Source organism: Mesorhizobium sp. B2-4-18, assembly GCF_006441385.1.
Classification (GTDB): Bacteria; Pseudomonadota; Alphaproteobacteria; order Rhizobiales; family Rhizobiaceae; genus Mesorhizobium; species Mesorhizobium australicum.
This window is the reverse complement of sequence record NZ_VFUW01000004.1, coordinates 336,823-362,223: the sequence shown is the minus strand read 5'-3', so window position 1 is coordinate 362,223 and position 25,401 is coordinate 336,823. Positions and strand designations below refer to the sequence as shown.

29 protein-coding genes are annotated in these 25,401 nt (G+C 63.6%); 21 read left to right on the top strand and 8 right to left on the bottom strand.

Annotated features, from left to right (window positions below):
* Window positions 1-136: 136 nt before the first annotated feature.
* From FJ527_RS12425 to FJ527_RS12410, 4 genes are all read left to right on the top strand, one after another.
* A complete protein-coding gene (locus FJ527_RS12425) occupies window positions 137-670 on the top strand; it encodes a MarR family transcriptional regulator (RefSeq protein WP_015316103.1) in 534 nt (177 codons plus the stop codon).
* Window positions 657-1,376, top strand: a complete 720-nt coding sequence (locus tag FJ527_RS12420) for a response regulator transcription factor (RefSeq protein ID WP_023770265.1) — start codon at window positions 657-659, stop codon at window positions 1,374-1,376. Before FJ527_RS12425 ends, FJ527_RS12420 begins: the two co-directional genes overlap by 14 nt.
* 146 nt (window positions 1,377-1,522) lie before the next feature.
* A complete protein-coding gene (locus tag FJ527_RS12415) occupies window positions 1,523-2,938 on the top strand; it encodes an ATP-binding protein (protein WP_140617703.1) in 1,416 nt (471 codons plus the stop codon).
* 250 nt (window positions 2,939-3,188) lie between these two features.
* Window positions 3,189-4,211: a glycosyltransferase family 1 protein gene (locus tag FJ527_RS12410; protein WP_140823221.1), complete on the top strand. Its 1,023-nt coding sequence runs from the start codon at window positions 3,189-3,191 to the stop codon at window positions 4,209-4,211.
* Window positions 4,212-4,271: 60 nt separating this feature from the next.
* Here the strand turns inward: FJ527_RS12410 and FJ527_RS12405 are convergent, their stop codons facing one another.
* From FJ527_RS12405 to FJ527_RS12395, 3 genes are all read right to left on the bottom strand, one after another.
* Window positions 4,272-4,631 (bottom strand): tRNA-binding protein, encoded by a 360-nt coding sequence (locus FJ527_RS12405; RefSeq protein WP_140823220.1) that lies wholly within the window; start codon window positions 4,629-4,631, stop codon window positions 4,272-4,274.
* A 15-nt stretch (window positions 4,632-4,646) separates the two neighbouring features.
* Complete coding sequence (locus FJ527_RS12400) at window positions 4,647-5,147, bottom strand: YbjN domain-containing protein (protein ID WP_015316098.1); 501 nt, start codon at window positions 5,145-5,147, stop codon at window positions 4,647-4,649.
* A gap of 319 nt (window positions 5,148-5,466) precedes the next feature.
* Window positions 5,467-5,769 carry an accessory factor UbiK family protein gene (locus FJ527_RS12395; protein ID WP_140823219.1) on the bottom strand — a complete coding sequence of 101 codons (303 nt, stop codon included), beginning with the start codon at window positions 5,767-5,769 and terminating at the stop codon, window positions 5,467-5,469.
* A gap of 223 nt (window positions 5,770-5,992) precedes the next feature.
* Here FJ527_RS12395 and FJ527_RS12390 point away from each other — a divergent pair, with 223 nt between their 5' ends.
* The 7 genes from FJ527_RS12390 (at window position 5,993) to FJ527_RS12360 (ending at window position 12,144) form a co-directional block, all read left to right on the top strand.
* Window positions 5,993-6,235 carry a BrnA antitoxin family protein gene (locus FJ527_RS12390; protein ID WP_140617702.1) on the top strand — a complete coding sequence of 81 codons (243 nt, stop codon included), beginning with the start codon at window positions 5,993-5,995 and terminating at the stop codon, window positions 6,233-6,235.
* 144 nt (window positions 6,236-6,379) lie between these two features.
* Window positions 6,380-7,240 carry a prolipoprotein diacylglyceryl transferase gene (gene lgt / locus FJ527_RS12385; RefSeq protein ID WP_140823218.1) on the top strand — a complete coding sequence of 287 codons (861 nt, stop codon included), beginning with the start codon at window positions 6,380-6,382 and terminating at the stop codon, window positions 7,238-7,240.
* A complete protein-coding gene (locus FJ527_RS12380; protein WP_140823217.1) occupies window positions 7,237-8,325 on the top strand; it encodes a class I SAM-dependent methyltransferase in 1,089 nt (362 codons plus the stop codon). Before lgt ends, FJ527_RS12380 begins: the two co-directional genes overlap by 4 nt.
* Before the next feature lie 103 nt (window positions 8,326-8,428).
* Window positions 8,429-9,223: a peptidoglycan editing factor PgeF gene (gene pgeF, locus FJ527_RS12375; RefSeq protein ID WP_140823216.1), complete on the top strand. Its 795-nt coding sequence runs from the start codon at window positions 8,429-8,431 to the stop codon at window positions 9,221-9,223.
* The gene (locus FJ527_RS12370; protein WP_015316092.1) at window positions 9,223-10,374 is read left to right on the top strand and encodes a Xaa-Pro peptidase family protein; all 1,152 of its coding nucleotides are present in this window, start codon (window positions 9,223-9,225) and stop codon (window positions 10,372-10,374) included. Before pgeF ends, FJ527_RS12370 begins: the two co-directional genes overlap by 1 nt.
* Before the next feature lie 43 nt (window positions 10,375-10,417).
* A complete protein-coding gene (locus tag FJ527_RS12365) occupies window positions 10,418-11,053 on the top strand; it encodes a hypothetical protein (protein ID WP_140823215.1) in 636 nt (211 codons plus the stop codon).
* 155 nt (window positions 11,054-11,208) lie between these two features.
* On the top strand, window positions 11,209-12,144 hold the full coding sequence (locus tag FJ527_RS12360) for a ribose-phosphate pyrophosphokinase (RefSeq protein WP_015316090.1): 936 nt from the start codon (window positions 11,209-11,211) through the stop codon (window positions 12,142-12,144).
* A 79-nt stretch (window positions 12,145-12,223) separates the two neighbouring features.
* Here the strand turns inward: FJ527_RS12360 and FJ527_RS12355 are convergent, their stop codons facing one another.
* A complete protein-coding gene (locus FJ527_RS12355) occupies window positions 12,224-13,120 on the bottom strand; it encodes a helix-turn-helix transcriptional regulator (protein WP_140823214.1) in 897 nt (298 codons plus the stop codon).
* A gap of 139 nt (window positions 13,121-13,259) precedes the next feature.
* On the opposite strand from FJ527_RS12355, the gene FJ527_RS12350 reads away from it, so the two are divergent.
* On the top strand, window positions 13,260-14,501 hold the full coding sequence (locus FJ527_RS12350; protein WP_015316088.1) for an MFS transporter: 1,242 nt from the start codon (window positions 13,260-13,262) through the stop codon (window positions 14,499-14,501).
* 69 nt (window positions 14,502-14,570) lie between these two features.
* Here FJ527_RS12350 and FJ527_RS12345 read toward each other — a convergent pair whose 3' ends face one another.
* Window positions 14,571-15,428 carry an alpha/beta hydrolase gene (locus tag FJ527_RS12345; RefSeq protein ID WP_140823213.1) on the bottom strand — a complete coding sequence of 286 codons (858 nt, stop codon included), beginning with the start codon at window positions 15,426-15,428 and terminating at the stop codon, window positions 14,571-14,573.
* Between the two features lie 151 nt (window positions 15,429-15,579).
* On the opposite strand from FJ527_RS12345, the gene FJ527_RS12340 reads away from it, so the two are divergent.
* From FJ527_RS12340 to FJ527_RS12315, 6 genes are all read left to right on the top strand, one after another.
* On the top strand, window positions 15,580-16,008 hold the full coding sequence (locus tag FJ527_RS12340; RefSeq protein ID WP_140665081.1) for a MarR family transcriptional regulator: 429 nt from the start codon (window positions 15,580-15,582) through the stop codon (window positions 16,006-16,008).
* 237 nt (window positions 16,009-16,245) lie between these two features.
* On the top strand, window positions 16,246-16,887 hold the full coding sequence (locus FJ527_RS12335; RefSeq protein WP_015316085.1) for a 50S ribosomal protein L25/general stress protein Ctc: 642 nt from the start codon (window positions 16,246-16,248) through the stop codon (window positions 16,885-16,887).
* Window positions 16,888-16,911: 24 nt separating this feature from the next.
* Entirely contained in the window at window positions 16,912-17,667 is a 756-nt protein-coding gene (pth, locus tag FJ527_RS12330; RefSeq protein ID WP_140665084.1) for an aminoacyl-tRNA hydrolase, read from the top strand.
* 97 nt (window positions 17,668-17,764) lie between these two features.
* On the top strand, window positions 17,765-18,868 hold the full coding sequence (gene ychF / locus FJ527_RS12325; RefSeq protein WP_140823212.1) for a redox-regulated ATPase YchF: 1,104 nt from the start codon (window positions 17,765-17,767) through the stop codon (window positions 18,866-18,868).
* Window positions 18,869-19,040: 172 nt separating this feature from the next.
* A complete protein-coding gene (locus FJ527_RS12320; protein WP_041163329.1) occupies window positions 19,041-19,247 on the top strand; it encodes a type II toxin-antitoxin system RelE/ParE family toxin in 207 nt (68 codons plus the stop codon).
* Between the two features lie 4 nt (window positions 19,248-19,251).
* Entirely contained in the window at window positions 19,252-19,626 is a 375-nt protein-coding gene (locus tag FJ527_RS12315) for a helix-turn-helix transcriptional regulator (protein WP_140721698.1), read from the top strand.
* A 115-nt stretch (window positions 19,627-19,741) separates the two neighbouring features.
* Here FJ527_RS12315 and guaD read toward each other — a convergent pair whose 3' ends face one another.
* The gene (guaD, locus tag FJ527_RS12310; RefSeq protein ID WP_140823211.1) at window positions 19,742-21,109 is read right to left on the bottom strand and encodes a guanine deaminase; all 1,368 of its coding nucleotides are present in this window, start codon (window positions 21,107-21,109) and stop codon (window positions 19,742-19,744) included.
* 136 nt (window positions 21,110-21,245) lie between these two features.
* On the opposite strand from guaD, the gene FJ527_RS12305 reads away from it, so the two are divergent.
* From FJ527_RS12305 to FJ527_RS12295, 3 genes are all read left to right on the top strand, one after another.
* Window positions 21,246-22,580 carry a solute carrier family 23 protein gene (locus FJ527_RS12305; RefSeq protein ID WP_140823210.1) on the top strand — a complete coding sequence of 445 codons (1,335 nt, stop codon included), beginning with the start codon at window positions 21,246-21,248 and terminating at the stop codon, window positions 22,578-22,580.
* A gap of 151 nt (window positions 22,581-22,731) precedes the next feature.
* Window positions 22,732-23,199 carry a MaoC family dehydratase gene (locus FJ527_RS12300; protein ID WP_140823209.1) on the top strand — a complete coding sequence of 156 codons (468 nt, stop codon included), beginning with the start codon at window positions 22,732-22,734 and terminating at the stop codon, window positions 23,197-23,199.
* Window positions 23,196-23,654, top strand: a complete 459-nt coding sequence (locus FJ527_RS12295; protein ID WP_015316078.1) for a MaoC family dehydratase — start codon at window positions 23,196-23,198, stop codon at window positions 23,652-23,654. The genes FJ527_RS12300 and FJ527_RS12295 overlap by 4 nt, the downstream gene beginning before the upstream one ends.
* A 157-nt stretch (window positions 23,655-23,811) precedes the next feature.
* Here the strand turns inward: FJ527_RS12295 and FJ527_RS12290 are convergent, their stop codons facing one another.
* Both FJ527_RS12290 and FJ527_RS12285 read right to left on the bottom strand, forming a co-directional pair.
* Window positions 23,812-24,357 carry an adenine phosphoribosyltransferase gene (locus tag FJ527_RS12290; RefSeq protein WP_015316077.1) on the bottom strand — a complete coding sequence of 182 codons (546 nt, stop codon included), beginning with the start codon at window positions 24,355-24,357 and terminating at the stop codon, window positions 23,812-23,814.
* 231 nt (window positions 24,358-24,588) lie between these two features.
* Window positions 24,589-25,284 (bottom strand): phosphatase PAP2 family protein, encoded by a 696-nt coding sequence (locus FJ527_RS12285; RefSeq protein WP_015316076.1) that lies wholly within the window; start codon window positions 25,282-25,284, stop codon window positions 24,589-24,591.
* Window positions 25,285-25,401 lie beyond the last annotated feature (117 nt).

The window sequence follows — 25,401 nt, the reverse complement described above, 5'->3', positions numbered from 1 at the left end:
AACTCAGGAAGTTCCGGAAAAACCGGCTTGCCTCGCCTTTTCGTTCGCAATCCGCTCAAAAGCTTGTCAAAAATTACCATTGCAGGGAAATTACGTCAATAGTACTGACATAATCTCCCGTTCCCATGGAGAAATGATGACGGATAAAAGCCCAGCTGCCGGAAAACCGATCAGGACCGCGATCACCAGCGAGGACGGCATCGACTTCGCCATCATCGAACTCTTCTTCTTCGCCTATCGCGACTTCACTTCCGATCCCGATCAGATCCTGGCCGACTACGGCTTCGGCCGCGCCCACCACCGCGTGCTGCATTTCGTCAACCGCCGGCCGGGCCTGACCGTCGCCGAATTGCTCGACGTGCTGAAGATAACCAAGCAGAGCCTGGCGCGTGTGCTGAAGCAATTGATCGACACCGATCACGTCGTGCAGTTGCAGGGCCCGCGCGACCGTCGCCAGCGCGAACTCTATCCGACGGCCAAGGGCCGTGCGCTGGCGCTGGCGCTGGCGCGGCCACAGTCACGCCGCATCCGTGCTGCATTGGAAGATTCCGGCGCCACCGAACGGACCTTGGTGGAACGCTTCCTCGAAGCAATGGTCAATCCGGAACTGAGAGCTCAGATCGACGTTGGGTCCGCAAAAATGTCAGGGAAAAGCCATGGAGAGCACTGAGAGGGTCGACACCGCGGCCGCACCGGATGACGACGCACCACATCTGCTCGTGGTCGACGACGACACCCGCATTCGCAATCTTCTCAAGCAGTATCTGACCGAAAACGGCTTTCGCGTCACCGTCGCCGGCAATGCCGGCGAGGCCCGCCGCAAGCTCGCCGGCCTCGATTTCGACCTGCTCGTGCTCGACGTGATGATGCCGGGAGAAAGTGGCGTCGATCTCACCAAGGCGCTGCGCGCCGAGAAGAACGTGCCGATCCTGATGCTGACGGCCTTGTCGGAGACCGACAGCCGCATCTCGGGGCTCGAAGCCGGCGCCGACGACTACCTGCCAAAACCCTTCGACCCGCGCGAGCTGATCCTGCGCATCAACAACATCCTGCGCCGTGGCGGCCCGGCGGCGACGCCCAAGGTCGAGCAGCTGGTGTTCGGCCCCTACACCTTCCAGATCGCCAGGCGCGAACTGAAGCGCGGCGGCGAGGCGCTGAAGCTGACCGACCGCGAACAGGAGATCCTGGCGATCTTCGCCGCGCGCGCCGGCGAAACCATCCCCCGCCACGAACTCGTCGGCGACGATTCGGAAGTCGGCGAGCGCACCATCGACGTCCAGATCAACCGGCTGCGCCGCAAGATCGAGCGCGATCCGTCCAATCCGGTCTGGCTGCAGACCGTGCGCGGTATTGGGTATCGGCTCAGCGTGGAATAGAATGCCGGCGGCGGCCCAAGTGCATGGTCCCGAAAAGTGGGAACCGGTTTTCGGAAAAGATCATGCTCCAACAAAGAGTTGGATCAGGATGACGATTCAGCCAAACGTCATCCCGACCCAATACCGCCGACGGATGAAAAGAGCCAATGGCGACCACGGAACTGGAACAGCCGGACAATGACGGTTTGAGTGCACGCGCCACACGGTCGCTCAAGGCGGTGCCGCGCATCTGGAACCGGTTCTGGCGCCTGGTTTCGCTTTACATGCCCAAGCGCCTCTATGCGCGCTCGCTGATCATCGTCATCGCGCCGATGATCCTTTTGCAGTCGGTTGTCGCCTTCGATTTCATGGAGCGCCACTGGGCAACCGTGACGCAACGCCTGTCGCAGGCCACCGTGCGCGACATCGCCGCCATCATCGACATGATCGAGACTTATCCGCACGACGCCGACTACGCCAACATCATCCGCATCGCGCAGGATCGCATGCAGCTGAAGGTCGATCTCCTGCCGCCCGATCCGCTGCCGCCGCCCGGTCCAAAGCCGTTCTTCTCTATCCTCGACGATGTTCTCTCCGCCGAAATCACTCGGCAGATCAACCGCCCCTTCTGGATCGACACTGTCGGCAATTCCAACATCATCGAAGTGCGCGTCCAGCTCGAGAACAAGGTGCTGCGCGTCTTCGTGCGCCGCAGCCAGGCCTATGCCTCCAACACCCACATTTTCCTGATCTGGATGGTCGGCACCTCGCTGGTGCTCCTGATGATCGCCATCCCCTTCCTGCGCAACCAGATCCGGCCGATCCTGGCGCTTGCCGAGGCCGCCGAAAGCTTCGGCAAGGGCCGGCCGATGCCGCGCGATTTCCGCCCGCGCGGGGCCGAAGAGGTGCGCCGCGCCGGCTTTGCCTTCATCCAGATGCGCGAGCGCATCGAGCGCCAGATCGAGCAGCGCACGGCCATGCTGACCGGTGTCAGCCATGATCTCAGGACCATCCTTACTCGCTTCAAGCTGCAGCTGGCGTTGGCCGGCGGCAAGGCCGAGACCAAGGCGGCGCTCGACCAGGACATCGAGGACATGCAGTCGATGCTGGAAGGCTATCTCGCCTTTGCCAAGGGCGAGGCCTCGGAGGACCCGGGACGTTTCGATCTGGAAGCCTATTTCCAGAAGCTTGGCGAAGAAGCGAACTTGCGCAAATGCAGGCTGTCGACGACGCTTTCCGGCGATCCGACCGTGCATGTCAGGCCGAACGCCTTCGCGCGGCTGCTGTCCAACGTCATCGGCAATGCCTTCCGCTATGCCCGCACCGTTGAGGTCACCGCCGACCACGGCCGCGGCTCGCTTCTCGTCACCGTCGACGATAATGGGCCAGGCATTCCGGCCGACAGGCGCGAAGACGTGTTCAAGCCCTTCGTGCGGCTCGACGAAGCCCGTAACCTCGACGCCAGCGGCACCGGGCTCGGTCTGTCGATCGCCCGCGACATCGCCCGCAGCCACGGCGGCGACATCACGCTCGACGACAGCCCGATGGGTGGCCTGCGCGCGGTGATCAAGGTTCCGGCCTGATTTCTATTTGGCATGATCTTGCCTGAAAACCGCTTTCGACTTTTCGGGATCACGGTCTGCTTCATCCGCCCGTCATGAAACCATGGTCAAGAGCGCGCATGAAGCGCGCGACCGCACTTGATTCGTCCTTGCCGCCTCACTTCGATCCCGTACCCGTCAGGGTGCGCTGGAGCGAAGCGAGGGCGGCCGCATGGTCGCCGTTCCGGCATCGTTTCAAGGCAACCGCCGACCTCCGGAGCAAAGGGCCGCCATGCGCATAGTGATGGTCACCGACGCCTGGCGCCCGCAGATCAACGGCGTCGTCCACACGCTGGAGCGGCTCACCGAGACCCTGAAATCCTTCGACGTCGCGGTCGAGTTCCTGACCCCGAACATCTTTCGCACCCTGCCCCTGCCGACCTACCCCGACATCCGCCTGGCGCTGACCACGCCCGGCCATGTCGCGCGCCTGATCGACGGCTACAAGGCCGATCACATCCACATCGTCACCGAAGGACCGCTTGGCATCATGGCGCGGCGCCATTGCCGCAATGCCGGCCGGCCGTTCACCACCAGCTACCACACCCGCTTTCCCGAATATCTCAGCGCCCGCCTGCCGGTGCCGGAGAGCTGGGCCTATCGCTGGCTGCGCGATTTCCACAATTCGGGCCAGGGCACGCTGGTCGCCACCCAGTCGCTCGCCGACGATCTCACGGCGCGCGGCTTCAACAAGCTGAGGCCCTGGACGCGTGGCGTCGACACCGAGCATTTCCGGCCCGATAAGCGCAAGAACCTCGGCTTCCCCAGCCCGGTCTTCCTCTGTGTCGGCCGCGTCGCCATCGAAAAGAACCTGTCGGCCTTCCTCGACCTAGACCTGCCCGGCAGCAAGGTGATCGTCGGTGAAGGGCCCGAGCTTGCCAAGCTGAAGGCGAAATATCCGAAGGCGTATTTCCTCGGCCATCGCCCCAATGACGAACTGGCCGAAATCTACGCCTCCGCCGACGTCTTCGTCTTTCCCAGCCGCACCGACACTTTCGGTAACGTCATCATCGAGGCGCTGGCCAGCGGCACGCCGGTCGCCGCCTACCCGGTGACCGGGCCGATCGACATCGTTGGTGATGGTGTCGGCGGTGCTGTTTCCACCGATTTGCGCGAGGCCGCGCTGGCCGCGCTCGACGTCAGCCGCGACCAGGCCCGCGAGCGCGCCATGCGCTACAGTTGGAAGGCCTGCGCGGAAATGTTTCTCGACGCGGTCGGGGAAGCACTGGGAACGACGCGCAAGCTGGCGGCCTGATCCGACAGGCCGGCGGGGACGCCAAGGAACGAGGCGGTATTCTGTTTGACCTCGGAAAGCCTAGAACAGCCTGCCGCCATCCGGCACCCTGCGCTCGATGGCGCCCAACACCACGGCGCCCTCTTCATCGGGAAAGCCGAGCGTCAGCACTTCCGACATGAACGGGCCGATCTGGCGCGGCGGGAAATTGACCACCGCGAACACCTGTCGGCCGACCAAGGTCTCGGGCGAATAGTATTTGGTGATCTGCGCCGAGGACTTCTTCACTCCGATCCCAGGCCCGAAATCGATCTTCAGCTTGAAGGCCGGCTTGCGCGCCTCCGGAAACGGTTCGGCCTCGACGATCGTGCCGGCACGGATGTCGACACGATCGAAATCGGCGAAGCTGATTTCAGGCTTGCGCTCGTTGTTTGAACTCATGTCGAACGCTTCTGCTCAGGCGTTGCCGAAGGTCTCGAACAGCACGCCGGCCAGCGCGTCCTTGGCCGAGGTTCCCGACCAGACGACGAACTGGAAAGCCTGGAAATAGCATTCGCAGGCTTCCAGCGCCGAGGACAAAAGCACCTCGACCTGCTGGCTCGAGGGTTCGACCCCGCCAGCGAGCAGCAGCGACTGGCGGAACATGATCGCGCCTTCCTGCTCCCAGAGGTCGAAATGGCCGAACAGCATCTGTTCGTTGATCAGCGACAACAGCCGCATCACTTCCAGCGTGCGGGCTTCCGGCACCTTGATGTCGAAGGCGCAGGCAAGGTGCAGCGCCTCGAAATCCTCCATCCATGAGAAGGAGACGTGGTAGTCGGTCCAGCTGCCGGCAACCGAGATCGAGATTTCGTCATCGCCGGCCCGTTCGAAGGACCAGTCATTGTTGTGGGCCACCTGCTCGATCACATCCACCGGATGGATTTCGCGGGAAAATTCGAGTTCGAGAAGTTCCATGGAATGCTTCCTGTGTTCAGGGGGAGCGCCACACGCTCCGCGGGGCACACACGACGAACAATCTTGTCTAGAACTCGGACGGCCGGGACTTATCAACGCAAAGACCCCAGACCGAACCCCACCGCCCGGTTGCATGACCCTGCTCCGAATCATGCAACAAATTCAGTCTATTGATCGGGAGTCGCGTGAACAGCCCAATTTTTCGCACTGCGTCATTCGCATGTGGAAAGGTGCCTGTCACAAAGAGTCACGCAATGCCGGTAAGCGATTCACGGCAAAGCGATTTTCAGGCTGGTGCTTTGTGGAAAAGTTTAACGAATTATTTTTTCGGCTTGGGCTTCGCCGGCGCCGCAGGTGTGGCCTGACTGGTCAGCTCGGCGATCCTGGCCTCGAGCGTCTCGATGCGCGAGGCGAGCCTGCCGTTTTCTTCCCTCGCCTTGGCGGCCATCTCGCGCGCGGCCTCGAACTCCTCGCGCTGCACGACATCCATGGAGTTGAGGATGCGTTCCGCCTGGCCCTTGAAGGCCGTCTCCACCTCGCGCCGCACGCCTTGAGCGGCACCGGCGGCATCGGTCATCAGCTTGGCGAATTCATCGAGAATGCGGTTCGGTCCGGTCGACATGGCAAATCCTCGCTTGCTTGATTTGAATTAGTGACGTGGCGCCAGGAATGCAAGAACGTTGGGACCCGATGCGGCCTCCGCGCTGCTATGGCGCACGGCCCGCATGATGGGCGCGGGTCCTGCAGGAGCCTCTCGAACGGCTCCGAAGCTGTACTTGATGGTGGCAAGTCGCCTATTGTAAGGCCCTCGTCTCCCTTCACGCACGTTTCAATCAGGACAACCAATGGCAACGCCCCCGCGCAGACCGACAAATCCGATGGAAGCCGCCGAAGCTGTTTTCAAGCCGGTCAAGAAACCGGCAGCGGCCCCGCCTCGCGAACCCTCCACCGCACCGAATGTCCGCGAGCTGGTCTCGATCAGGATCGACCGGGCCGTGCTCGATCATTTCCAGGAAGATGGTCCCGGCTGGCAGGACAGGATCAACGACGCCTTGCGCGAAGTGGTGGCCGCCAAGCCCAGGGGGTAAGCACGCCACCACGGCGACGGAACTGGAAGCGAATCTGTTCCCGGATCCGAATCTGTTCCCGGACCATTGACCCCCGTGACCTTGCCTTGACCCTGCCAAAACCCTGCCGCATGGTCCGCGCCGATCGCAATCGAGAGCTCCCCGTTGAACGAATATTTCCTGCTGCCGCTGGCTTCGCTGCCTTTTCCCAATATCAATCCGATCCTCGTCCAGATCGGGCCGCTGGCGGTGCATTGGTACGGCATCGGTTACATCGTCGGCATCCTGTTTGCCTGGTGGTATGCCAAGCGGCTCGCCGCCAATCCTAAACTCTGGCCCGACGGCGTCCTGCCGATGAAGCCTGAGGATCTCGACGATTTCATCGTCTGGGCGGCCATTGGCGTGGTTCTGGGCGGCCGCACCGGCTATGTCCTGTTCTACGACCTGGCGCGCTACATCGCCCATCCGCTCGACATCTTCGCTGTCTGGCAAGGCGGCATGTCCTTCCATGGCGGCCTGCTCGGCGTCATCCTCGCCATGACGCTGTTTTCCATGAAGCGCGGCATCCGCACCTGGTCGCTGTTCGATGTCGTGGCAGCTGGCGTGCCGGTCGGTCTCGGTCTCGTGCGCGTCGCCAACTTCATTAATTCCGAGCTCTGGGGGCGGCCCACCGATGTGCCCTGGGCGATCGAATTCCCCAACGGCGGTCCGTTCACCCGCCATCCGAGCCAGCTCTACGAGGCCTTGCTCGAAGGGCTGGTGCTGTTTGTCGTGCTGCGCATCCTTACCCATTCGCGCCTCAAGCTGAAGACACCGCGCTTTGTCGGCGGCGCCTTCATCTGCGGCTACGGCCTGTCACGAATTTTCGTGGAATTCTTCCGCGAACCCGACCAGCAGCTCGGCTATCTCCTCGGCACCAACTGGCTGACCATGGGCATGATCCTGTCGACGCCGATGGTGCTGGCCGGCATCTGGGCCATGGCGACCGCCAAGCCGGTGACGCAAACGCAGCCGCAGGCAACATGACGCGGCTGAAGGCTCGTATCGTCGACCTGATCGAGGCGGTCGGTCCGATGCCCATCAACGAATACATGGCGCTGTGCCTGTTCGATCCGCGCGATGGCTATTACACCACACGCGAGCCGTTCGGCGCGGCCGGCGACTTCATCACCGCGCCGGAGATCAGCCAGATGTTCGGCGAACTCGTCGCCGTTTGGCTTTACCAGGCTTGGGCAGCGATCGGCCGGCCGATGCCGGTCACCGTCGCAGAGATCGGCCCCGGCCGTGGCACGCTGATGAAAGACATGCTGCGCACCTTGTCGCGGCTCGATCCGGCCTTGGCCAACGGCGCCGCCTTCGCCATAATCGAGACCAGTCCGCGCTTGGCCGAGATCCAGAAGCAGACGCTTGGAGCGACACCCTTCGCGATAGACTGGCATGAAGCGATCGAGACCCTGCCCCATCAACCGCTGTTGATCGTCGGCAACGAATTGTTCGATGCCGTGCCCATCCGCCAGTTCATCCGCGCCGGCGCCGACTGGCGCGAGCGCATGGTCGGCCTGGACGATGCCGACAATCTTTGCTTCTTCGCCGGCGCCGGCTCGGTCGACCCGACGCTGCTGCCCAGGGATGCGGCCGATGCGCCGCAAGGCGCGATCGTCGAAATCGCGCCCGCCCGCACCGCCCTGATGGCGGCGATCGCCGAGCGCATCGCGGCTCATGGCGGCGCCGGGCTATTCCTCGACTACGGCCATATGCGGCCCGGAGTCGGCGACACGCTGCAGGCCTTGCGCCGGCACAATCACGAAGATGTGCTGGCCAATCCTGGCGAAGCAGACCTTACGTCCCATGTCGATTTCGCCGCTCTTGCAGCGATCGTGCGCGCGCATGGTCTCGATGCCCATCTGTCGACGCAGGGCAATTTCCTGCTGGGCATGGGCATTCTGGAGCGCGCCGGCCAGCTGGGCGCCGATGCCGGCCAGGCGGCACGCGACAACATATCGAATGCCGTCGAACGGCTCGCCGGGCCGCAAGCGATGGGCGAACTCTTCAAGGTCCTCGCCGTCGTTCCACGCGACGTCTCCGTCAGGCCCTTCGCAACGGCGGATTGACTTTTCGTCGCTACCCCTCCCAATCTCCCGTCCGGTAAAAGAGCCGCCGGACTGCCGGCCGCTTTTCCTTGACGAAACCGCCCACACGGACAACAACGCCCGCATGCTCAATCAGACCAAACCGGATCCCATTCGGTCGCCGCTGCTGGACAAGGCACAGGCACAAGGCATCCGCCACGGCTATTTCACCCGCATCGGCGGCGTCTCCACGGGCATCTACCGGGGCCTCAACATCGGCACCGGGTCGGATGACGACCAGGCACTGGTGACCGAGAACCGCGCCCGTGTCGCCGCCTGGATGGGCGTGCCCGCAAATCATCTGCTGACCGCCTGGCAGGTCCATTCGCCCGACGTCATCGTCGCCAGGGAACCCTTTGCCGGCGAACGGCCAAAGGCCGACGCCATCGTCACCGACCGGCCGGGCATCGCCATCGGGGCCTCGACCGCCGATTGCGGCCCGGTTCTTTTCGCGGATGCCGGCGCGCGCATCATCGGCGCGGCGCATGCCGGCTGGAAAGGCGCTTTGTCAGGCGTGCTCGAAAACACCATTGCCGCCATGGAGCGCCTCGGCGCCCGGCGCGAAAACATCGTCGCCGTGCTTGGCCCTTCAATCGGCCCTGCAAATTACGAGGTCGGGCCCGAATTCGTCGCCCGCTTCGTCGAGGCCGACAGCGAAAATGCCCGGTATTTCGTGCCTTCGGCCCATGCCGGCCATTCGATGTTCGACCTCAACCGCTACACGATCGACCGGCTGGCCAAGGCTGGTGTGACGGCCAATGGCCTTGGCCGCTGCACCTATGCCGAGGAAGATCTGTTTTACTCCTACCGGCGCACCACGCACCGCAGGGAGCCCGATTATGGCCGGCAGGTTTCGGCAATCGTTTTGGAGAAGGTATAATGGCGCTGCATTTTGAACGATCCGAATTCGACGCGCGGCGCGACCGGCTGATGATCGAGATGGCCGAGAAGAAGCTCGACGCCATCCTGCTGTTCGCCCAGGAAAGCATGTACTGGCTCACCGGCTACGACACGTTCGGCTTCTGCTTCTTCCAATGCCTGGTGGTCAAGGCCGACGGCTCGATGGTGCTGCTGACCCGCTCGGCCGATCTGCGCCAGGCGCGCCAAACCTCGATCATCGACAACATCGTGCTGTGGACCGACCGCGACGGCGCCAATCCCGCGGTCGACCTGCGCAACCTGCTCAACGAACTCGACCTGCTCGGCGCCCGCATCGGCGTCGAATACGACACTCACGGCCTGACCGCCTACAATGGCCGCCGCCTGGACGAGCAGTTGCAGACCTTCGGCCAGATCGCCGACGCCTCCGGCATCGTCGGGCGGCTGCGCCTGTTCAAGAGCCCGGCCGAGGTCGCCAAGGCCGAAAAGGCAGCCAATCTCTCCGACGACGCGCTGGACGCGGCCCTGCCGCTGATCAAGCAGGGCGGCGACGAGGCGCTGATCCTGGCCGCCATGCAGGGCGCGATCTTCGCCGGCGGCGGCGACTATCCGGCCAACGAGTTCATCATCGGCTCCGGCGTCGATGCGCTGCTGTGCCGCTACAAGGCCGGACGCCGCAAGCTCACCAAGAACGACCAGTTGACGCTCGAATGGGCCGGCGTCTTCCATCACTACCATGCGCCGATGATGCGCACGGTGCTGACCGGCAAGGTCTCCAAGCGCCATCAGGAGCTGTTCGACGCCGCACGCGCGGCACTTCTGGCCGTCGAAAAGGCGATGACGCCGGGCAACAGCTTCGGCGATGTGTTCGACGCCCATGCCCGCACCATGGAAGCACACGGGCTGACCAAGCACCGGCTGAACGCCTGCGGCTATTCGGTCGGCGCCCGCTTCACGCCGTCCTGGATGGACATGCCGATGTTCTACCAGGGCAATCCCGAGCCGATCGCGCCGAACATGACGCTGTTTGCCCACATGATCATCATGGACTCCGAGACCGAGACGGCGATGACGCTTGGCCGCACCTACCTGACCACCGAATCCCAGCCGAAGCCGCTGTCCCGCCATGATCTCGACTTGATCGTGCAGTGAATCCATAATGGGAGGCGTTCTTCGCCAAGGAGTTAGAAGGCAAATGAGACGATCGCATGTGACGACCGTGTCATTGCTTGTGGCATTGGCTTTGACCGCCTGCACCAACGCAAAGGACGTCCTCGAACCTTCCGCCATCACCCCGCCGGCGGCCTCGGCGCAGCCCGCACCGGCCACGCAAGGCAGCGCTGCCGCCACCGTTCCCGCCCCGGCGCCATCCACGGCCGCGACGGCCACCACGACGGCGGGCGCGCCCGCGCCCATCACTTCGGCCCAGGCCGCCGCCATCCTGGCGAAGACCCGGCTGCAGATCGCGCCGATCGTCGGCGCTTCGGTGGAAGCCGCCACGCCGCTGACGGCGGAACTGCAGAAACGCGCCAGGCAGCGCGGCATTACGCTGGCCGGCAGCCAGGACCAGACCGCGACCCATGTGCTCAAGGGCTACTTCTCGGCGATGACGGAGGGCAAGGACACCACGGTCATCTATGTCTGGGATGTCTACGACCCATCCGGCAACCGGCTGCACCGTATCAACGGCCAGATGAAGGCGCCTTCCACCGGTTCCGGCGACAGCGCGGGCGCCGACAGCTGGAAGTCGGTCTCGCCAGCCACCATGCAGGCGATCGCCGACCAGACCATCGACCAGTTTGCGGCCTTTCTCAGCGGCAAGGCGAGTTGAGGTGTTGCCAGCCGGTGATGCCGAACAGCTTTCTTAGGCTTAGCCGGCGGATTCACGATCTCGGCGCTTGCAATAGCCGCGCGGGCCGCTAAAAGCCCGGTTAAAAGGTGCAGGAGAGTCCGTCAGGCCTCTCCGTCCTCCACCAGGAACGGTGCATGAAACTCTTCGCGGGCAATTCCAACAGGGTGCTGGCCGAAGCGGTCGCCCGCTATCTCAACGTCCCGCTGGGCAAGGCCAGTGTCAGGCGCTTCGCCGACCAGGAAATCTTCGTCGAGATCCAGGAAAACGTGCGTGGCGAGGATGTCTTCATCCTGCAGTCGACCTCGTTCCCGACCAACGATCACCTGATGGAACTGCTCATCATGATCGACGCCTTCATGCGCTCGTCGGCCAAGCGCATCACCGCGGTTATTCCCTATTTCGGCTATGCCAGGCAGGATCGCCGCGCTTCCGGGCGCACGCCGATCTCTGCCAAGCTGGTCGCCAACATGATCACCCGTGCAGGTGTCGACCGGGTTTTGACGCTGGATCTCCATGCCGGCCAGATCCAGGGCTTTTTCGACATCCCCACCGACAATCTGTTCTCGGTGCCGGTGATGGCCCGCGACGTCAAGGCGAAGTACAAGCAACTCGGCAATGTCGTCGTCGTGTCGCCCGATATTGGCGGCGTGGTGCGTGCGCGTGCGCTTGCCAAGCGTTTCGACGCGCAACTCGCCATCGTCGACAAGCGCCGTGAGCGTCCCGGCGAATCGGAAGTCATGAACATCATCGGCGCGGTCGCCGGCAAGGATTGCCTTTTGATCGACGACATCGTCGATTCCGGCGGCACGCTGTGCAATGCCGCCGACGCACTGCTGGCCAACGGCGCCACCAGCGTCACCGCCTATATCACCCACGGCGTGCTGTCGGGCGGCGCGGTCGCTCGCATCAGCGGCTCGAAGCTGCAGGAACTGGTGATCACCGATTCCATCCAGCCGACGCAAGGCGTGCTCGACGCGCCCAACATCCGCGTCATCTCGATCGCCGACCTGATGGGCGAAGCCATTTCGCGCACAGCGACCGAGGAATCGGTTTCGAGCCTGTTCGACTGAAAACCAGTTATCCCTGCGGCCCAAGTTACCCCTGCGGCCCAAATTGCTCATGCGGCCCAAGTTACCCCTGCGGCCCAAGTTATTCCTGCGGCAAGGCCGATGGCGTCGGCGCCTCCAACCGGGCCGGGGCTCGCCGCATGCCTTCGCCGGCGTCACGTGCACCGCGCATATAGCCGCGCGGCGAGGAGCCAAGCATGCGCTTGAACATGGTGATGAAGGCCGGCACGCTGTCATAGCCGAGATCGAGCGCCACCCGCGTGATCGGCTCGCCATCGGCGAACCTCGGCAGCGCCGCGAACAGGCAGGCCTGCTGGCGCCATGTCGACAGCGACAGGCCGGTCTGCCGCTGGAAGGCGCGCGTGAAGGAGCGCCGGCTCATGCCGACGGTATCGGCCCATTCGTCGATGGTCGCGTGCGGTGAGGGTGCGGCGACGAAACGCCGGCAGAGCGCCGCCAGTTTGGGATCCGACGGGAACGGCAGGCCGAGCGGCCGCTCCGGCAATTGCGGGATCTCATGCAGCAGCAGGCTCATGATCAGGCCACCGCGCCCTTCCAGTTCGCCGCCTTGCGGCAGCTTCTCGGATTCCACGATAAGACTGTGCATCAGGTCAGTGACGCCGACGACGCGCATGCCCTCCGGCAGGCCTGGGATCGCCTGCGGTATGACATAGACCGAGCGCATCGAGACGTCGCCGAGCATCTCGACGGAATGTTCGATGCCGGCTGGAATCCACATCGCATGGTCCGGCGGCACCATCCAGCGCCCATGCCGCGTCGTCACCAGCACGACGCCGACCAGCGCATGCAGCAACTGGCTGCGGCTGTGGTGGTGGTGCGGCACGTGGTAGCCATCCGGATATTCGGTCGGCAGCACCACCGCCGGCCCGACCGCCTGCTCGAGCCACTGCCAGCGCAGCCCGTGCAATTGCTCGAGGTCGGTGTGGCCGGCGCCGAAAATTTCCCTGGTTTTTGGCATTCGATATGGCCCACTTGCGAAACTATTGGACCAAACCACGAAAGAAGTCGCCTGGCAACCGGACTATAAGGCTGCCTGCGGGAAGCGCCCGCCACGTCGCCTGCGGTAACAACCCGCCAAAAAGACTACGGAGCCTATCTTGACCGATACGACCGCCACCAGCGTCGCGCCGCCTGCGACCGCCAGTCACGCGTCAGCCCAGGCTACGGCCTTCACCGTTATCCTGGCGGTGAGCCTCTGCCACTCCATCAACGACATCATGCAGTCGCTGCTATCGGCCATCTATCCGCTTCTGAAAGACAATTACGGCCTCGACTTCTGGCAGATCGGGCTGTTGACCTTCACCTTCCAGGTAACGGCATCCCTGCTGCAGCCGATCATCGGCGCGGTCACCGACAAGCGGCCCATGCCCTACTCGCTGCCCTGGGGCATGGCATCCTCGCTGATCGGCCTGGTCGTGCTCGCCTATGCCGGGCACTACTACCTGCTGCTGATCGGCGCCTCGCTGATCGGCATCGGTTCGGCGATCTTCCATCCGGAATCCTCGCGCATTGCCCGCTTCGCTTCCGGAGGCCGGTTTGGCCTGGCGCAGTCGCTGTTCCAGGTCGGCGGCAATTTCGGCCAGTCCATGGGTCCCTTGCTGGCCGCCTTCATCGTCGTGCCTTTCGGCCAGACCAGCATCGCCTGGTTCGCCGTCGGCTCGCTGATCGGCATCGTCATCCTGTGGCAGGTCGGCGGCTGGTACAGCCGCTTGCGCGCCGCGCAAGGCAATCGCAAGGCGGCAAGCTTCGTGTCGCCCTTCCCGCGCCGCAAGGTGATGTGGGCCCTGGCGGTGCTGACCTTGCTGGTGCTGACCAAGAACGCCTATATCGCCAGCCTGGCCAGCTACTACACCTTCTATTCCATCCACAAGTTCGGCGTTTCGGTGCAGATGTCGCAGGTCATGCTGTTCCTCTTCCTCGGCTCTTCGGCGCTGGGCATCCTGCTCGGCGGTCCCTTCGGCGATCGCTATGGACAAAAGGCGATGATCTGGTTCTCGATCGTCGGTGTCCTGCCCTTCACCCTGGCGCTGCCCTACGCCAACATGGAATGGACGATGGTGCTGACCGTGCTGATCGGCCTCATCCTGTCGTCGGCCTTCTCCAACATCGTCGTCTTCGCGCAGGAGTTGGTGCCGGGCCGCGTCGGCACGATCGCCGGCATCTTCTTCGGCTTCGCCTTCGGCGTCGGCGGCATCGCGGCCGCGGTGCTTGGCGTCGTCGCCGACATGAAGGGCATCGACTTCGTCTTCCAGATCTGCTCCTACCTGCCGTTCCTGGGGCTGCTGACGGTGTTCCTGCCCAACATGAAGGAAGCCCGGAAGGCGCAAGCGGCCGCTTGAATCATCTGTGTCCAGGCAAAAGGCACCCGCCATATGGCGGATGCCTTTTGCCATTCCGGCAGGAGGGCTTCAGGCCTTGAAGAAGGCCAGCAGGTCGGCGTTGATGATGTCGGCGTGGGTCGTCGCCATGCCGTGCGGAAAGCCCTTGTAGACCTTGAGCTCGCCCTTCTTGAGCAGCTTGATGCTCAGCAGCGCCGAATCTGCGATGGGAACGATCTGGTCGTCGTCGCCATGCATGACCAGCACCGGCACGTCGATCTTCTGGAGGTCTTCGGTGAAGTCGGTCTCCGAGAAGGCCTTGATGCAGTCGTAATGCGCCTTGGTGCCGCCCATCATGCCCTGGCGGTACCAATTGTCGATTACGCCCTGCGAGACCACGGCGCCCGGACGGTTGAACCCGTAGAACGGGCCAGCGGGAACATCCACGTATAGCTGCGCGCGGTTGGCGGCGACGCCCGAGCGGAAGCCGTCGAAGACCTCGATCGGCAGGCCGCCGGGATTGGCTGGGGTCTTGAGCATGATCGGCGGCACCGCGCCGAGCAACGCTGCCTTGGCGACACGGCCGCCCGCTCCATACTGGGCGACATAGCGCGCCACCTCGCCGCCACCGGTCGAATGGCCGACATGGATGGCGTCCTTGAGGTCGAGATGCGCGACAAGTTCAGCCACATCGGCGGCATAGGTGTCCATCTCGTTGCCGATATCCGTCTGCGTCGAACGGCCGTGGCCGCGGCGGTCGTGGGCGATGACCCGGTAGCCTTGGCCCAGGAAGAACAGCATCTGTGCATCCCAATCGTCGCTGCTCAGCGGCCAGCCGTGATGGAACACGATGGGCTGACCGGTTCCCCAGTCCTTGTAATAGATCTCCGTGCCGTCCTTGGTGGTGATCGTGCCGCTGCCTGAGCCTGGTTTGGTCTGCGAGGTCATCTCTATCTCCGTTTGATTGCTGTCGCGATAAAAAATATCGCGATAGCAATATCGCTAACCCAGCTCGAGGTTGTTGTCCATAGAAATATGTATCGCGATATCTTTTTCCGTGGTACATAATGCGTGCGCTTAATCGGCAAAGGAATCCACCGTGCCTCTCCCGCTGGACAATCAGCTCTGCTTCACGCTCTACGCCACCAGCATGGCGATCAATCGCACCTACAAGCCGATGTTGGACGAGATGGGGATCACCTATCCGCAATATCTCGTGCTCAACGCGCTGGGCGAGGCCGACGGCATGTCTGTCGGTACGATCGCGCACAGGCTCGCCCTGGAATCGAGCACGGTCACGCCGCTGGTGAAGCGGATGGAGCAGGCCGGCCTGGTTACCCGCCAGCGCAGCCAGACCGACGAGCGCCAGGTACAGGTCGACCTGACACCGGCCGGCCGCAAGCTGCTCGTCCAGTGCAGCTGCCTGAACGCGACCCTGGTCGAACGCTCGGGCATGACGCTGGCCGAACTCGACACGCTGAACCGGCAGGTCCAGGCGTTGCGCGACGCGTTGAGCGGCGACCGGTAGCAACGGCCTTCCCACCCGCCGCTTGCACGCCTGCCCGCCTTCCGCTATAGAGCCGCCACCCGCGTAGACACCCTTGGAGGCAACGCGGCGGAAGGCTGCCTTCCCCTTGTGATCCCGAACAAAGATCCGCTCGCTGCGGTTTCCGGCATTCGGACATCGAGGTCTGGCGGCTTTCGACGTTTACGGCCTGGTACATTGCCAACCGTAGGCGCTCCATAACACGCGAAAGGAAAAGCCATGAGCCACGATACTTACGAGCTCAAGGCCGAAGCGCGCGAACAGGTCGGTAAGGGGTCCGCCCGTGCAGTTCGCCGCAACGGTAAAGTGCCTGCAGTAATTTACGGTGACAGACAGCCTCCCCTGGCGATCGCGCTCACCTACAAGGACATCTACTACAAGATCCATGGCGGCGGGTTCCTGACCACGATCGCCACGATCGATGTCGACGGCAAGAAGATCCAGGTCCTGCCGAAGGACTTCCAGCTCGACCCGGTCAAGGATTTCCCTGTCCATGTCGACTTCCTGCGCATCGGCAAGGACACCGAAGTCAACGTCGATGTTCCCGTGCACTTCATCAATGAAGACAAGTCGCCCGGTATCAAGCGCGGCGGCGTGCTCAACATCGTGCGTCACGAAGTCGAGTTCCACTGCCCGGCCAATGCGATCCCGGAATTCATCACCGTCGATCTCACCGGCGCCGACATTGGCGATTCGATCCACATCTCGTCGGTTAAGCTGCCGGCCGGCGTCAAGCCCGTCATCTCCGACCGCGACTTCACCATCGCGACCGTTGCCGGTTCGTCGGCGATGAAGCCGGAGACGGAAGAGACAGCTGAGGCCGCGGCTCCCGAAGCGGCTCCCGCCGCCGAAGAGAAGTAACTCTTTTCACGCCCGGAGGCGACGATGCCAGAAAAGACAGCGCTTGTCTTTGCCGGCCTCGGCAATCCGGGCGCGAAATACGCTGAAAACCGGCACAATGTCGGCTTCATGGCGGCGGACGCTATCGCCCGCCGCCATTCCTTTTCACCCTGGTCGAAGAAGTTCCAGGGCCTGATTTCCGAGGGCACGCTCGGCGGCGAAAAGATCATCCTGATCAAGCCGCAGACCTTCATGAACCTGTCCGGCCAGTCGGTCGGCGAAGCGCTGCGCTTCTACAAGCTCGACCTTTCCGCCCTCACCGTCTTCTATGACGAGATCGACCTTGCCGAAGGCAAGCTGCGCATCAAGACCGGCGGCGGCGCCGGCGGCCACAACGGCATCCGCTCGATCGACGGCCATGTCGGCAATGCGTACCGCCGTGTGCGCATCGGCGTCGGCCATCCCGGCGTCAAGGAAATGGTCCAGCATCATGTGCTCGGTGATTTCGCCAAGGCCGACCGCGACTGGCTCGACCCGCTGCTCGACGCGATTGCCGACAATGCGGCGATGATCGTCAAGGGCGACGAATCCGGTTTCATGAACAAGGCCGCCCTTGCCGTCCAAGGCAAGACCGGCGCCGAACCGGAAAACCCGGCGCGGAAGCAGTCGAGCCCGAAACAGCAAAGCCCGAAACAGCAAAGTCATGTCCGCCAGGCCCGCCCTCAGCAGCCCGTCGCCAAGCTGCCGGAAAGCGGCCCCATGGCCGCCATGCTGAAGAAACTGTTCGGCAACAAGGACTGAGGCGTAGGCGCATGCGGCGTCACGGGACTTGACGTTCCCAACCCCTATCGCCCATAGCCTCATCAAATTTCGCTTTTCCCGATAGGACCGGATAAAAATGGGTTTCAAATGCGGCATCGTTGGCTTGCCCAATGTCGGCAAGTCGACGCTTTTCAACGCGCTGACGAGGACGGCCGCCGCGCAGGCCGCCAACTACCCGTTCTGCACCATCGAACCGAACACCGGCGAGGTGGCGGTGCCCGATCCGCGCCTGCAGAAGATCGCGGCGATCGGCAAGTCGAAGGAGATCATCCCGACCCGCATCTCCTTTGTCGACATCGCCGGCCTGGTCCGCGGCGCCTCCAAGGGCGAAGGCCTGGGCAACCAGTTCCTCGCCAACATCCGCGAGGTCGACGCCATCGTGCATGTGCTGCGCTGCTTCGAGGATGACGACATCACCCATGTCGAGGGCCGCATCGACCCCGTTGCCGACGCCGAGACGGTCGAGACCGAGCTGATGCTCGCCGACCTCGACAGCCTCGAGCGCCGCATCGTCCAGTTCCGCAAGCGCGCCGGCAGCAAGGACAAGGAAGCGACGACCGTGCTGCCGATGATGGAGGACGCGCTCGAGCTGCTGCAGGCAGGCAAGCCGACCCGCATCCTGCTCGACGGCATCTCGGCGGAAGATCTGCACATTTTGCAGGGCTTGAACCTTCTGACCTCACATCCCGTGCTCTACGTCTGCAACGTCGCCGAGGCGGACGCGGCCACCGGCAACGAGCACACCAGGGCCGTGGAGCAGATGGCCGCAGCGCAGGGCGCCCGCACTGTCGTCATTTCGGCCGCGATCGAAGCCGAGGTTGCGCAGCTCTCCGACGAGGAAGAGATGGAATTCCTGTCCTCGCTCGGCCTCGACGAGCCCGGCCTGAACAAGGTGATCCGTGCCGGCTACGAATTGTTGCAGCTCATCACCTATTTCACCGTTGGGCCGAAGGAGACGCGCGCCTGGACCGTGCACAAGGGCGCCAAGGCGCCGCAGGCGGCCGGCGTCATCCACACCGATTTCGAGCGCGGCTTCATCCGCGCCCAGACCATCGCCTACAACGACTTCGCCACGCTGGGCGGCGAAGTGGCGGCCAAGGAAGCCGGCAAGGCACGCGACGAAGGCAAGGAGTACGTCGTCCAGGACGGCGACATCATGCTGTTCAAGTTCAATACCTGAGGAGGTCGCGGCGGAGCGACCCAACCGTCAGTCGGACAGCACCATCCCTGCCGCAGAGTTCTCGCGGGGGTATTGAAGACCATAAGTCGCCTTACCCCGATCAGCACCCGGTGGAGACCGATGAAAGCCATGTCCCATTATTTGCTAACGCAAATTTCTAGCTTGCGCGCGGATGCCCGCCAACACGGCTCGGCTGATCACTGCTAAAATCGGCCAATATGCAGCCGAACCGGCCAGCTTGGCGAAAAATGTCAAACGGCTGAAAGGCCGGCCAGGCTTCAGGCTTAGGGTCGGGGACTACCGTATTATCTTCGATCAGGAAGGCACGGTAATGGACATTCTGGAGATCGGACCGCGCGGTAGCATCTACGAGGACTGAGGACATGAACAAGCCCACCATCATTACCACGCCGAATGGCGACCGTATGGCTATTCTGCCACTCGCTGATTACGAGAGCCTTGTTGAAGCGGCGGAGGACGTGGCCGACATTCAAACCTACGATCAGATCAAGCAAAAGATCGCTGCCGGCGAGGAGGAGCTTATTCCGGTCGCCGTCGTCAACCGCATCCTGGACGGCGAGAATAAGATCCGCGTCTGGCGCGAGCATCGCGGGATTTCGGCTCGCGACCTCGCTGAAAGGACTGAGATCAGCGCAGGCTATCTCTCGCAGATCGAGACAGGCACCCGCGACGGTAGCTTCGACACGATCAAGCGCATCGCCGCCGCCCTCAATGTCTCGGTTGACGATCTCGTATAGCGCCCGTTGCGAAAGACGAAAACGGGCTGTCGTATTCCATGCTCGCAGGCGCTGCCGACGTCGGCACAGGGCCATGTTTATTCGCGCAGGCGAGGCCACTACAAGTGAGCGTAGCTTAGCTACAGCCGACCACCGGCCGGCCTCCGACCCAAACAGTGGCAATATTGGCCCGTGCCGCATTGAGCACGATCTTCTGAAAGACGTCGTCGAGCGTATCGTCGGCGCCGTTGACATGGATGTTCGAGGCGCTCGCTTTGGTGTCGATCAGCAGCGCGTCGAATTCGTGTCCGACGCGAAAACTGCCGGTCGGCAGGTCGAGCGCTTCCGCGCCTCCCGCAGTCGCCAGCCAGAACGCTTCCTGATGCGTGATCGGCTCGCCGGGCGCGCCGCGCTCCTTTGCCGGCAGGCCGGCATGCACGCCGCTCTGCAATGTTCTCGAGGCCGACAGCGCGTTCCGGCAACCGTCGAACAGCGATGGGCTGTAGCCGCCTGAAATATCGGTGCCGAGCCCGACATGCATGTGCCGGTCGAGCGCCTCGCGAAGCGGAAACACTGCATTGGCGAAGTAGACGTTGGACAGCGGGCAATGAGCGACGCCGGCGCCCTTCTCCTTGATCAGGTCCATGTCCTGCCCATCGATGAAGTTCGAATGCGCCAGGATCGTATGACGGGTGAGCAGGCCGAAACCATCGAGGCTTGCCGCATCCGTTTGGCCGAAGCGCGCTTCCACGAACTGCTTTGCCCAATCGCTTTCGGAGCAATGGGTCTGCACGTGGCAACCGAACTCTTCCGCGAGTTCGCCCAGCCCCTGCAAGGCCGCGTCGGTGCAGCTTGGAATGAAGCGCGGCGTGATCACCGGCTGGACAAGCGGCCTCTCGCCCGGATTCAATGACATGACGGCCTCGATGAAGCGCCTGGTATCCGAAACAGCGCTTGCCGCATCGGCATCGCGATAGAAGGGCGGACACTGTTCGGGGTCGTCCATCACCACCTTTCCGACCAGGGCACGCTGGCCTTTCTCAAGACATGTCTCGGCGAGCGCCACGCTCGCCTCGACATGGACGGTGGCGAAATAGAGCGCGGTGGTGGTGCCGTTGGCGAGCAGATTGTCGACCAGATCAGCATAGACCGCGCGAGCATAGTCCAAATCCGCATAGCGGGCCTCGAGCGGAAAAGTATATTTCCGCAGCCAGACTTCGAGCGGCACGTCCAGCGCCTTGCCCATCTGCGGCCATTGCGGCGCATGGATGTGCAGGTCGACGAGCCCCGGCAGCAGGAACTGCCCCTCGCCCAGTTTCACCAGCCTGCCCGCCCGGCGGGCATCGCTTATCGTGGCCGTGTATTCCGGATGGCCGGGCGCCAGGATCTCGGCGATGCGCCCCTGTGTGTCGACGCAGAACAGGTGCTCCTCCAGCACCTCCAGCCTGCCGCGCTCAGGCGTATGGAAGGCGGTGCCGAGCAGCGTGAAAGGATCTGCCGTCATATCGTCGCTCCGGTGCTGCTGGTGGGCGGGGCTGCCAATGCGTGGCCTAGAAGAAAACAGTTGGCAAACATTTCCGCCGCTGTCCTTTGCCGCCGACTGATCCCATGATCGGCCGGGGATTTCCAGAGGGGACATCATGGAACGCGTTGCGCCAGAAATCAGTTTGATCGCCCAGCCGGACGATCCGTTGCCCCTGGGCAAGGCCGCCCTGCTCGGCCTCCAGCACGTGCTGGCGATGGACGTCTATATCGTGCCGTTCATCATCGCGTCGGTGCTTGCCTTCAGCGTCGGCGACGCCGGCGCCTTCATCCAGTCGGCCTTCGTGGCGGCAGGCATCGCAACCCTGATCCAGTCGCAGTTGCTGATGCGGCTGCCCGTCGTCCAGGGACCGTCCTTCGTCCCGATCGGCGCGGTGCTGGCGATTGCCTTTGGCGCCGGCGGCGGCCTGCCGGGCCTGTCGGCCGTGATCGGCGCACTCATTCCGGGCGCCATACTGGTCATGCTTCTGGGATCGCCCACAAAGCTCTTCCACCGCCTGGTCAACCGCTTCGTCCCACCCATCGTCGGCGGTGCCATCATCATCGTCGTCGGCGTCGCGCTGATGCCGGTGGCACTGAAGGAGAGCGTCTTCGCTGTCCACGGCACCGCCACCGTCGGCGGCAACATCGTCCTCGCCTTCGTCGCCGCGGCGGTGCTTGTCGGCTGCATGCTGATCGGCATGGCGCTTGGCGCGAAAGGCGCCTGGCTGCGCCTGCTGTCCGTGATCATCGCGCTTGTGGCCGGCAGCGTGGCCGCCGCCTTCATGGGCCAGCTCGACATGACGGGCGTTTCCGCCGCGACCTGGTTTTCCATGCCGCGCATCGCTTTCCTCAATCTCGACGTGACCTTCTCCTGGTCGGCGACGCTGACCATGCTGATCGTCTACATCGTGGTCCTGGCCGAAACCACCGGCACCTGGTTCGCGGTCGGTGCCGTCATCGACAAGCCGCTCTCGGACGAGCAGCTCGACCGGGGCGCCACCGGCGAAGGCCTCGGCTGCCTGATCAGCGCGCTGCTGTGCAGCACGCCGGTCACCGGCTATTCGTCCAACGCCGGCATCATCGCCATCACCGGCATCGCCAGCCGTGCCGCCTTCGGGGCGGCCGGCATCTTCCTGGTGCTGTTCGGGCTGATCGGCAAGCTTTCGGCGGTCATCGCCTCAATCCCGGGGCCGGTCATCGGCGGCGTCTTCGGAGTGCTTTGCGTCGTCATCGCCATGAACGGTTTTCGGGTGGTGCGCGGGACGCCGCTGACCGAACGTAACATGCTGGTCATCGGCCTGCCCATCCTGATGGCGCTGTTCGCCACGCTGGTACCGCCGGATTTCGTCAAGACGCTGCCCGATATCGTGCAGTACATTCTGGGCTCATCCATTGCCTTCGGCGCCGTCTGGGCGATCGTCCTGCACCAGATCCTGCCGAACGCCCGCTAGCCGATCGGAGGCGCCGCGGCTGGCCCCTACGGCCGCCGCGGGCCCGATCGCGCCGGCTGGCTCACCAGAAAGGACTTGACCAAATCGCCCGCGGCCTGCATCCGGGTTCGCCGATCCATGCGGATCGCGCGTTCTGCAGGGATGCCAGACCATGACCGGCAAGACATGGGCCTATGAGGACTTCGTCGAGGGCGCCTCGTTCGACCTCGGCACGAAAGAGGTGAGTGCGGCCGAAATCATCGAGTTCGCCAGCGAGTTCGATGCCCAGCCGATGCATCTCGACGAGGAGGCCGGCAAGGCGAGTATCCTGGGCGGCCTCTCGGCTTCAGGCTGGCACACCTGCGCCATGTTCATGCGCATGCTGTGCGATGCCTTCCTGCTGGACTCCACCTGCCAGGGCGCACCGGGAGTCGATCAGGTCAAATGGAAGAAGCCGGTGCTCGCCGGCGATACGCTGCGGGGCAGCCTGGTGGTTCTGGCCAGGCGCCTGTCGAAATCGAAGCCGCAACTCGGCTTCGTGACCATGCGCAGCGAACTGGTCAACCAGCGCGGCGAAAGCGTGTTCGAGCTCGAGAACTCCGTCATGTTCCTGACGCGCGACGCGGGGAATGCGGCATGACGCTCGACGAATTCTTCCGCATCGGCACCACGGTGACGCTGGGCTCGCACAGATTCGAGCCCGAGGCGATCAAGGCGTTCGCCCGCAAATACGACCCGCAGATCTTTCACATCGACGAAGAGGCCGCGAAGAAGAGCGTGCTCGGCGGCCTCTGCGCCTCCGGCTGGCATACCGCCGCCACCTGGATGAAGCTGAACCTGGAGAGCCGCCTGGACGCCGAAGGCTGGGACGGCCCGGTGCCCGAATTCGGCCCCTCGCCCGGATTCAAGAACCTGAAGTGGCTGAAGCCCGTCTTTGCTGGGCAAACCATCACCTTCACGCGCACGGCGCTGTCCCACCGCCCCATCGCGTCCCGCCCCGGCTGGCGGTTGCTGGCGCTCCTCTGCGAGGCCACTGATTCGACCGGCGGCAAGGTGCTGGAGTTCGAAAGCGCGGTGCTGGTGAAGGTGGAGTAGTCTCTTCCTTCGCCCCGTTTATGGCGTGGCCGAAGGCGGATGAGGGCGGCACCCGCGCTGGTTATCGTGTTGCCTCCCTGCCCTTCGCTATCGCTCCGGGCGTTCGAGATCTTTGAAAGGTCCACTGGACCTTTCAATTTCCTTCGGCAAACCGGTCTCAAACCCCCTCGAACCCAATCAGCGTTCGCACCGGCACGCCGAGCGCTTCGAGCTTGGCGCGCCCGCCCAAATCCGGCAGGTCGATGACGAAACAGGCGGCGAGAATGTCGGCGCCGATCTGGCGCAGCAGCTTGACCGCCGCTTCAGCCGTGCCGCCGGTGGCGATCAGATCGTCGACCAGGATCACCTTCTCGCCGGGCGCGACGCCGTCCTTGTGCATCTCCATCTCGTCCAGCCCGTATTCCAGGCTATAGGCGACGCGCACGGTCTCATAAGGCAGCTTGCCCTTCTTGCGGATCGGCACGAAGCCGGCCGAGAGCTGGTGGGCAACGGCGCCGCCCAGGATGAAGCCGCGCGCTTCGATGCCGGCGATCTTGTCGATCTTCTGCCCGGCATAGGGATGCACCAGCTCGTCGATGGCGCGGCGGAAGGCGCGCGCATTGCCGAGCAGCGTGGTGATGTCGCGAAACAGGATGCCGGGCTTGGGATAGTCCGGGATGGTACGGATCGAGGCCAGCAGCGTGTCTTCGAGAGAAGGTTTCATGAAGCGGCTCCGAATGATCCGGCTGACAAAGTGAAGCGGCGCGGGGCCGATCGTAACCCGGCGCGACCGACAACGGCTAGCGCGATGTGGCGACCGAGACAAGCGCATCCGGCAAAGGAATTGACTACGGGCTGGGAGCAACCACCAGGCGATTTTCCTCCTGTTGGGCGCAGCCACGAAAAAGGGGCGCCCGAAGGCGCCCCGCTCGAACGGATGGCTATCGGCCAAATCCTACATGCCGAGATCGGAACGAAGCTCCGCCCTGGCCACATCGTACTCGGCCTTGAAGTCATCCCGGTTGAGCAGGACGGCGGCGATGACGCTGCCGGAAATCTTGCCCATCTCGACGTCGGACGGATAGTGGATGCCGCCGACGATGCGGTTGTGGGCGAACTCGGCCGCGCGCGCCATGATCTCAGCACGCCTTTCCGGAACCATGTCGGACAGGATGATGCCCATCATCGTGCCGACGGTCGCATGGCCGGACGGCCAGGAACCGGAGCTCGACAGCTTGACCACCGGCTTGACGAGATCGCTGAGCTGGTGCGGACGCGGGCGCTTCCAGACATCCTTGGCCGGATCGACGACGGCGCCTTCGGTCTCCACCACGCGATCGAAGAAGGCGCTGAATTTCGGCAGCTTGTCCTTGTTGAAATTCGGCCCCATGACATCGGCGAAACGCCAGACGTTTTCCTCGGCGTCGGCGATGGCGCGGGCTTCCATCTCGGGTGTGCGCGTGACCTGCATGGTCAGCACTTCGCCAAGCTCGGCCTTGGTCTCAGCCGAATCATTGGCCGGCGGCGGCGGCAGGATCATCGTCAGGTCGACATCCTTGTTGGTGATGAATGGTTTTGCGTCTTCGGCGCGGGCCGCGGAACCAACGACGAGCAGCAGCAGGCCTGCCGCAAGCGATGCGTATCTTTTCATGGGCGTGATCCTTTGATGAGAGCGCCGCAGGATCGCGATGTGTGGTGACGGCCATGTGACACCGCCGAGACGTGGAGCCGCAATCCACTCAAAAAGCAGAAAGGGCGCCTCGCGGCG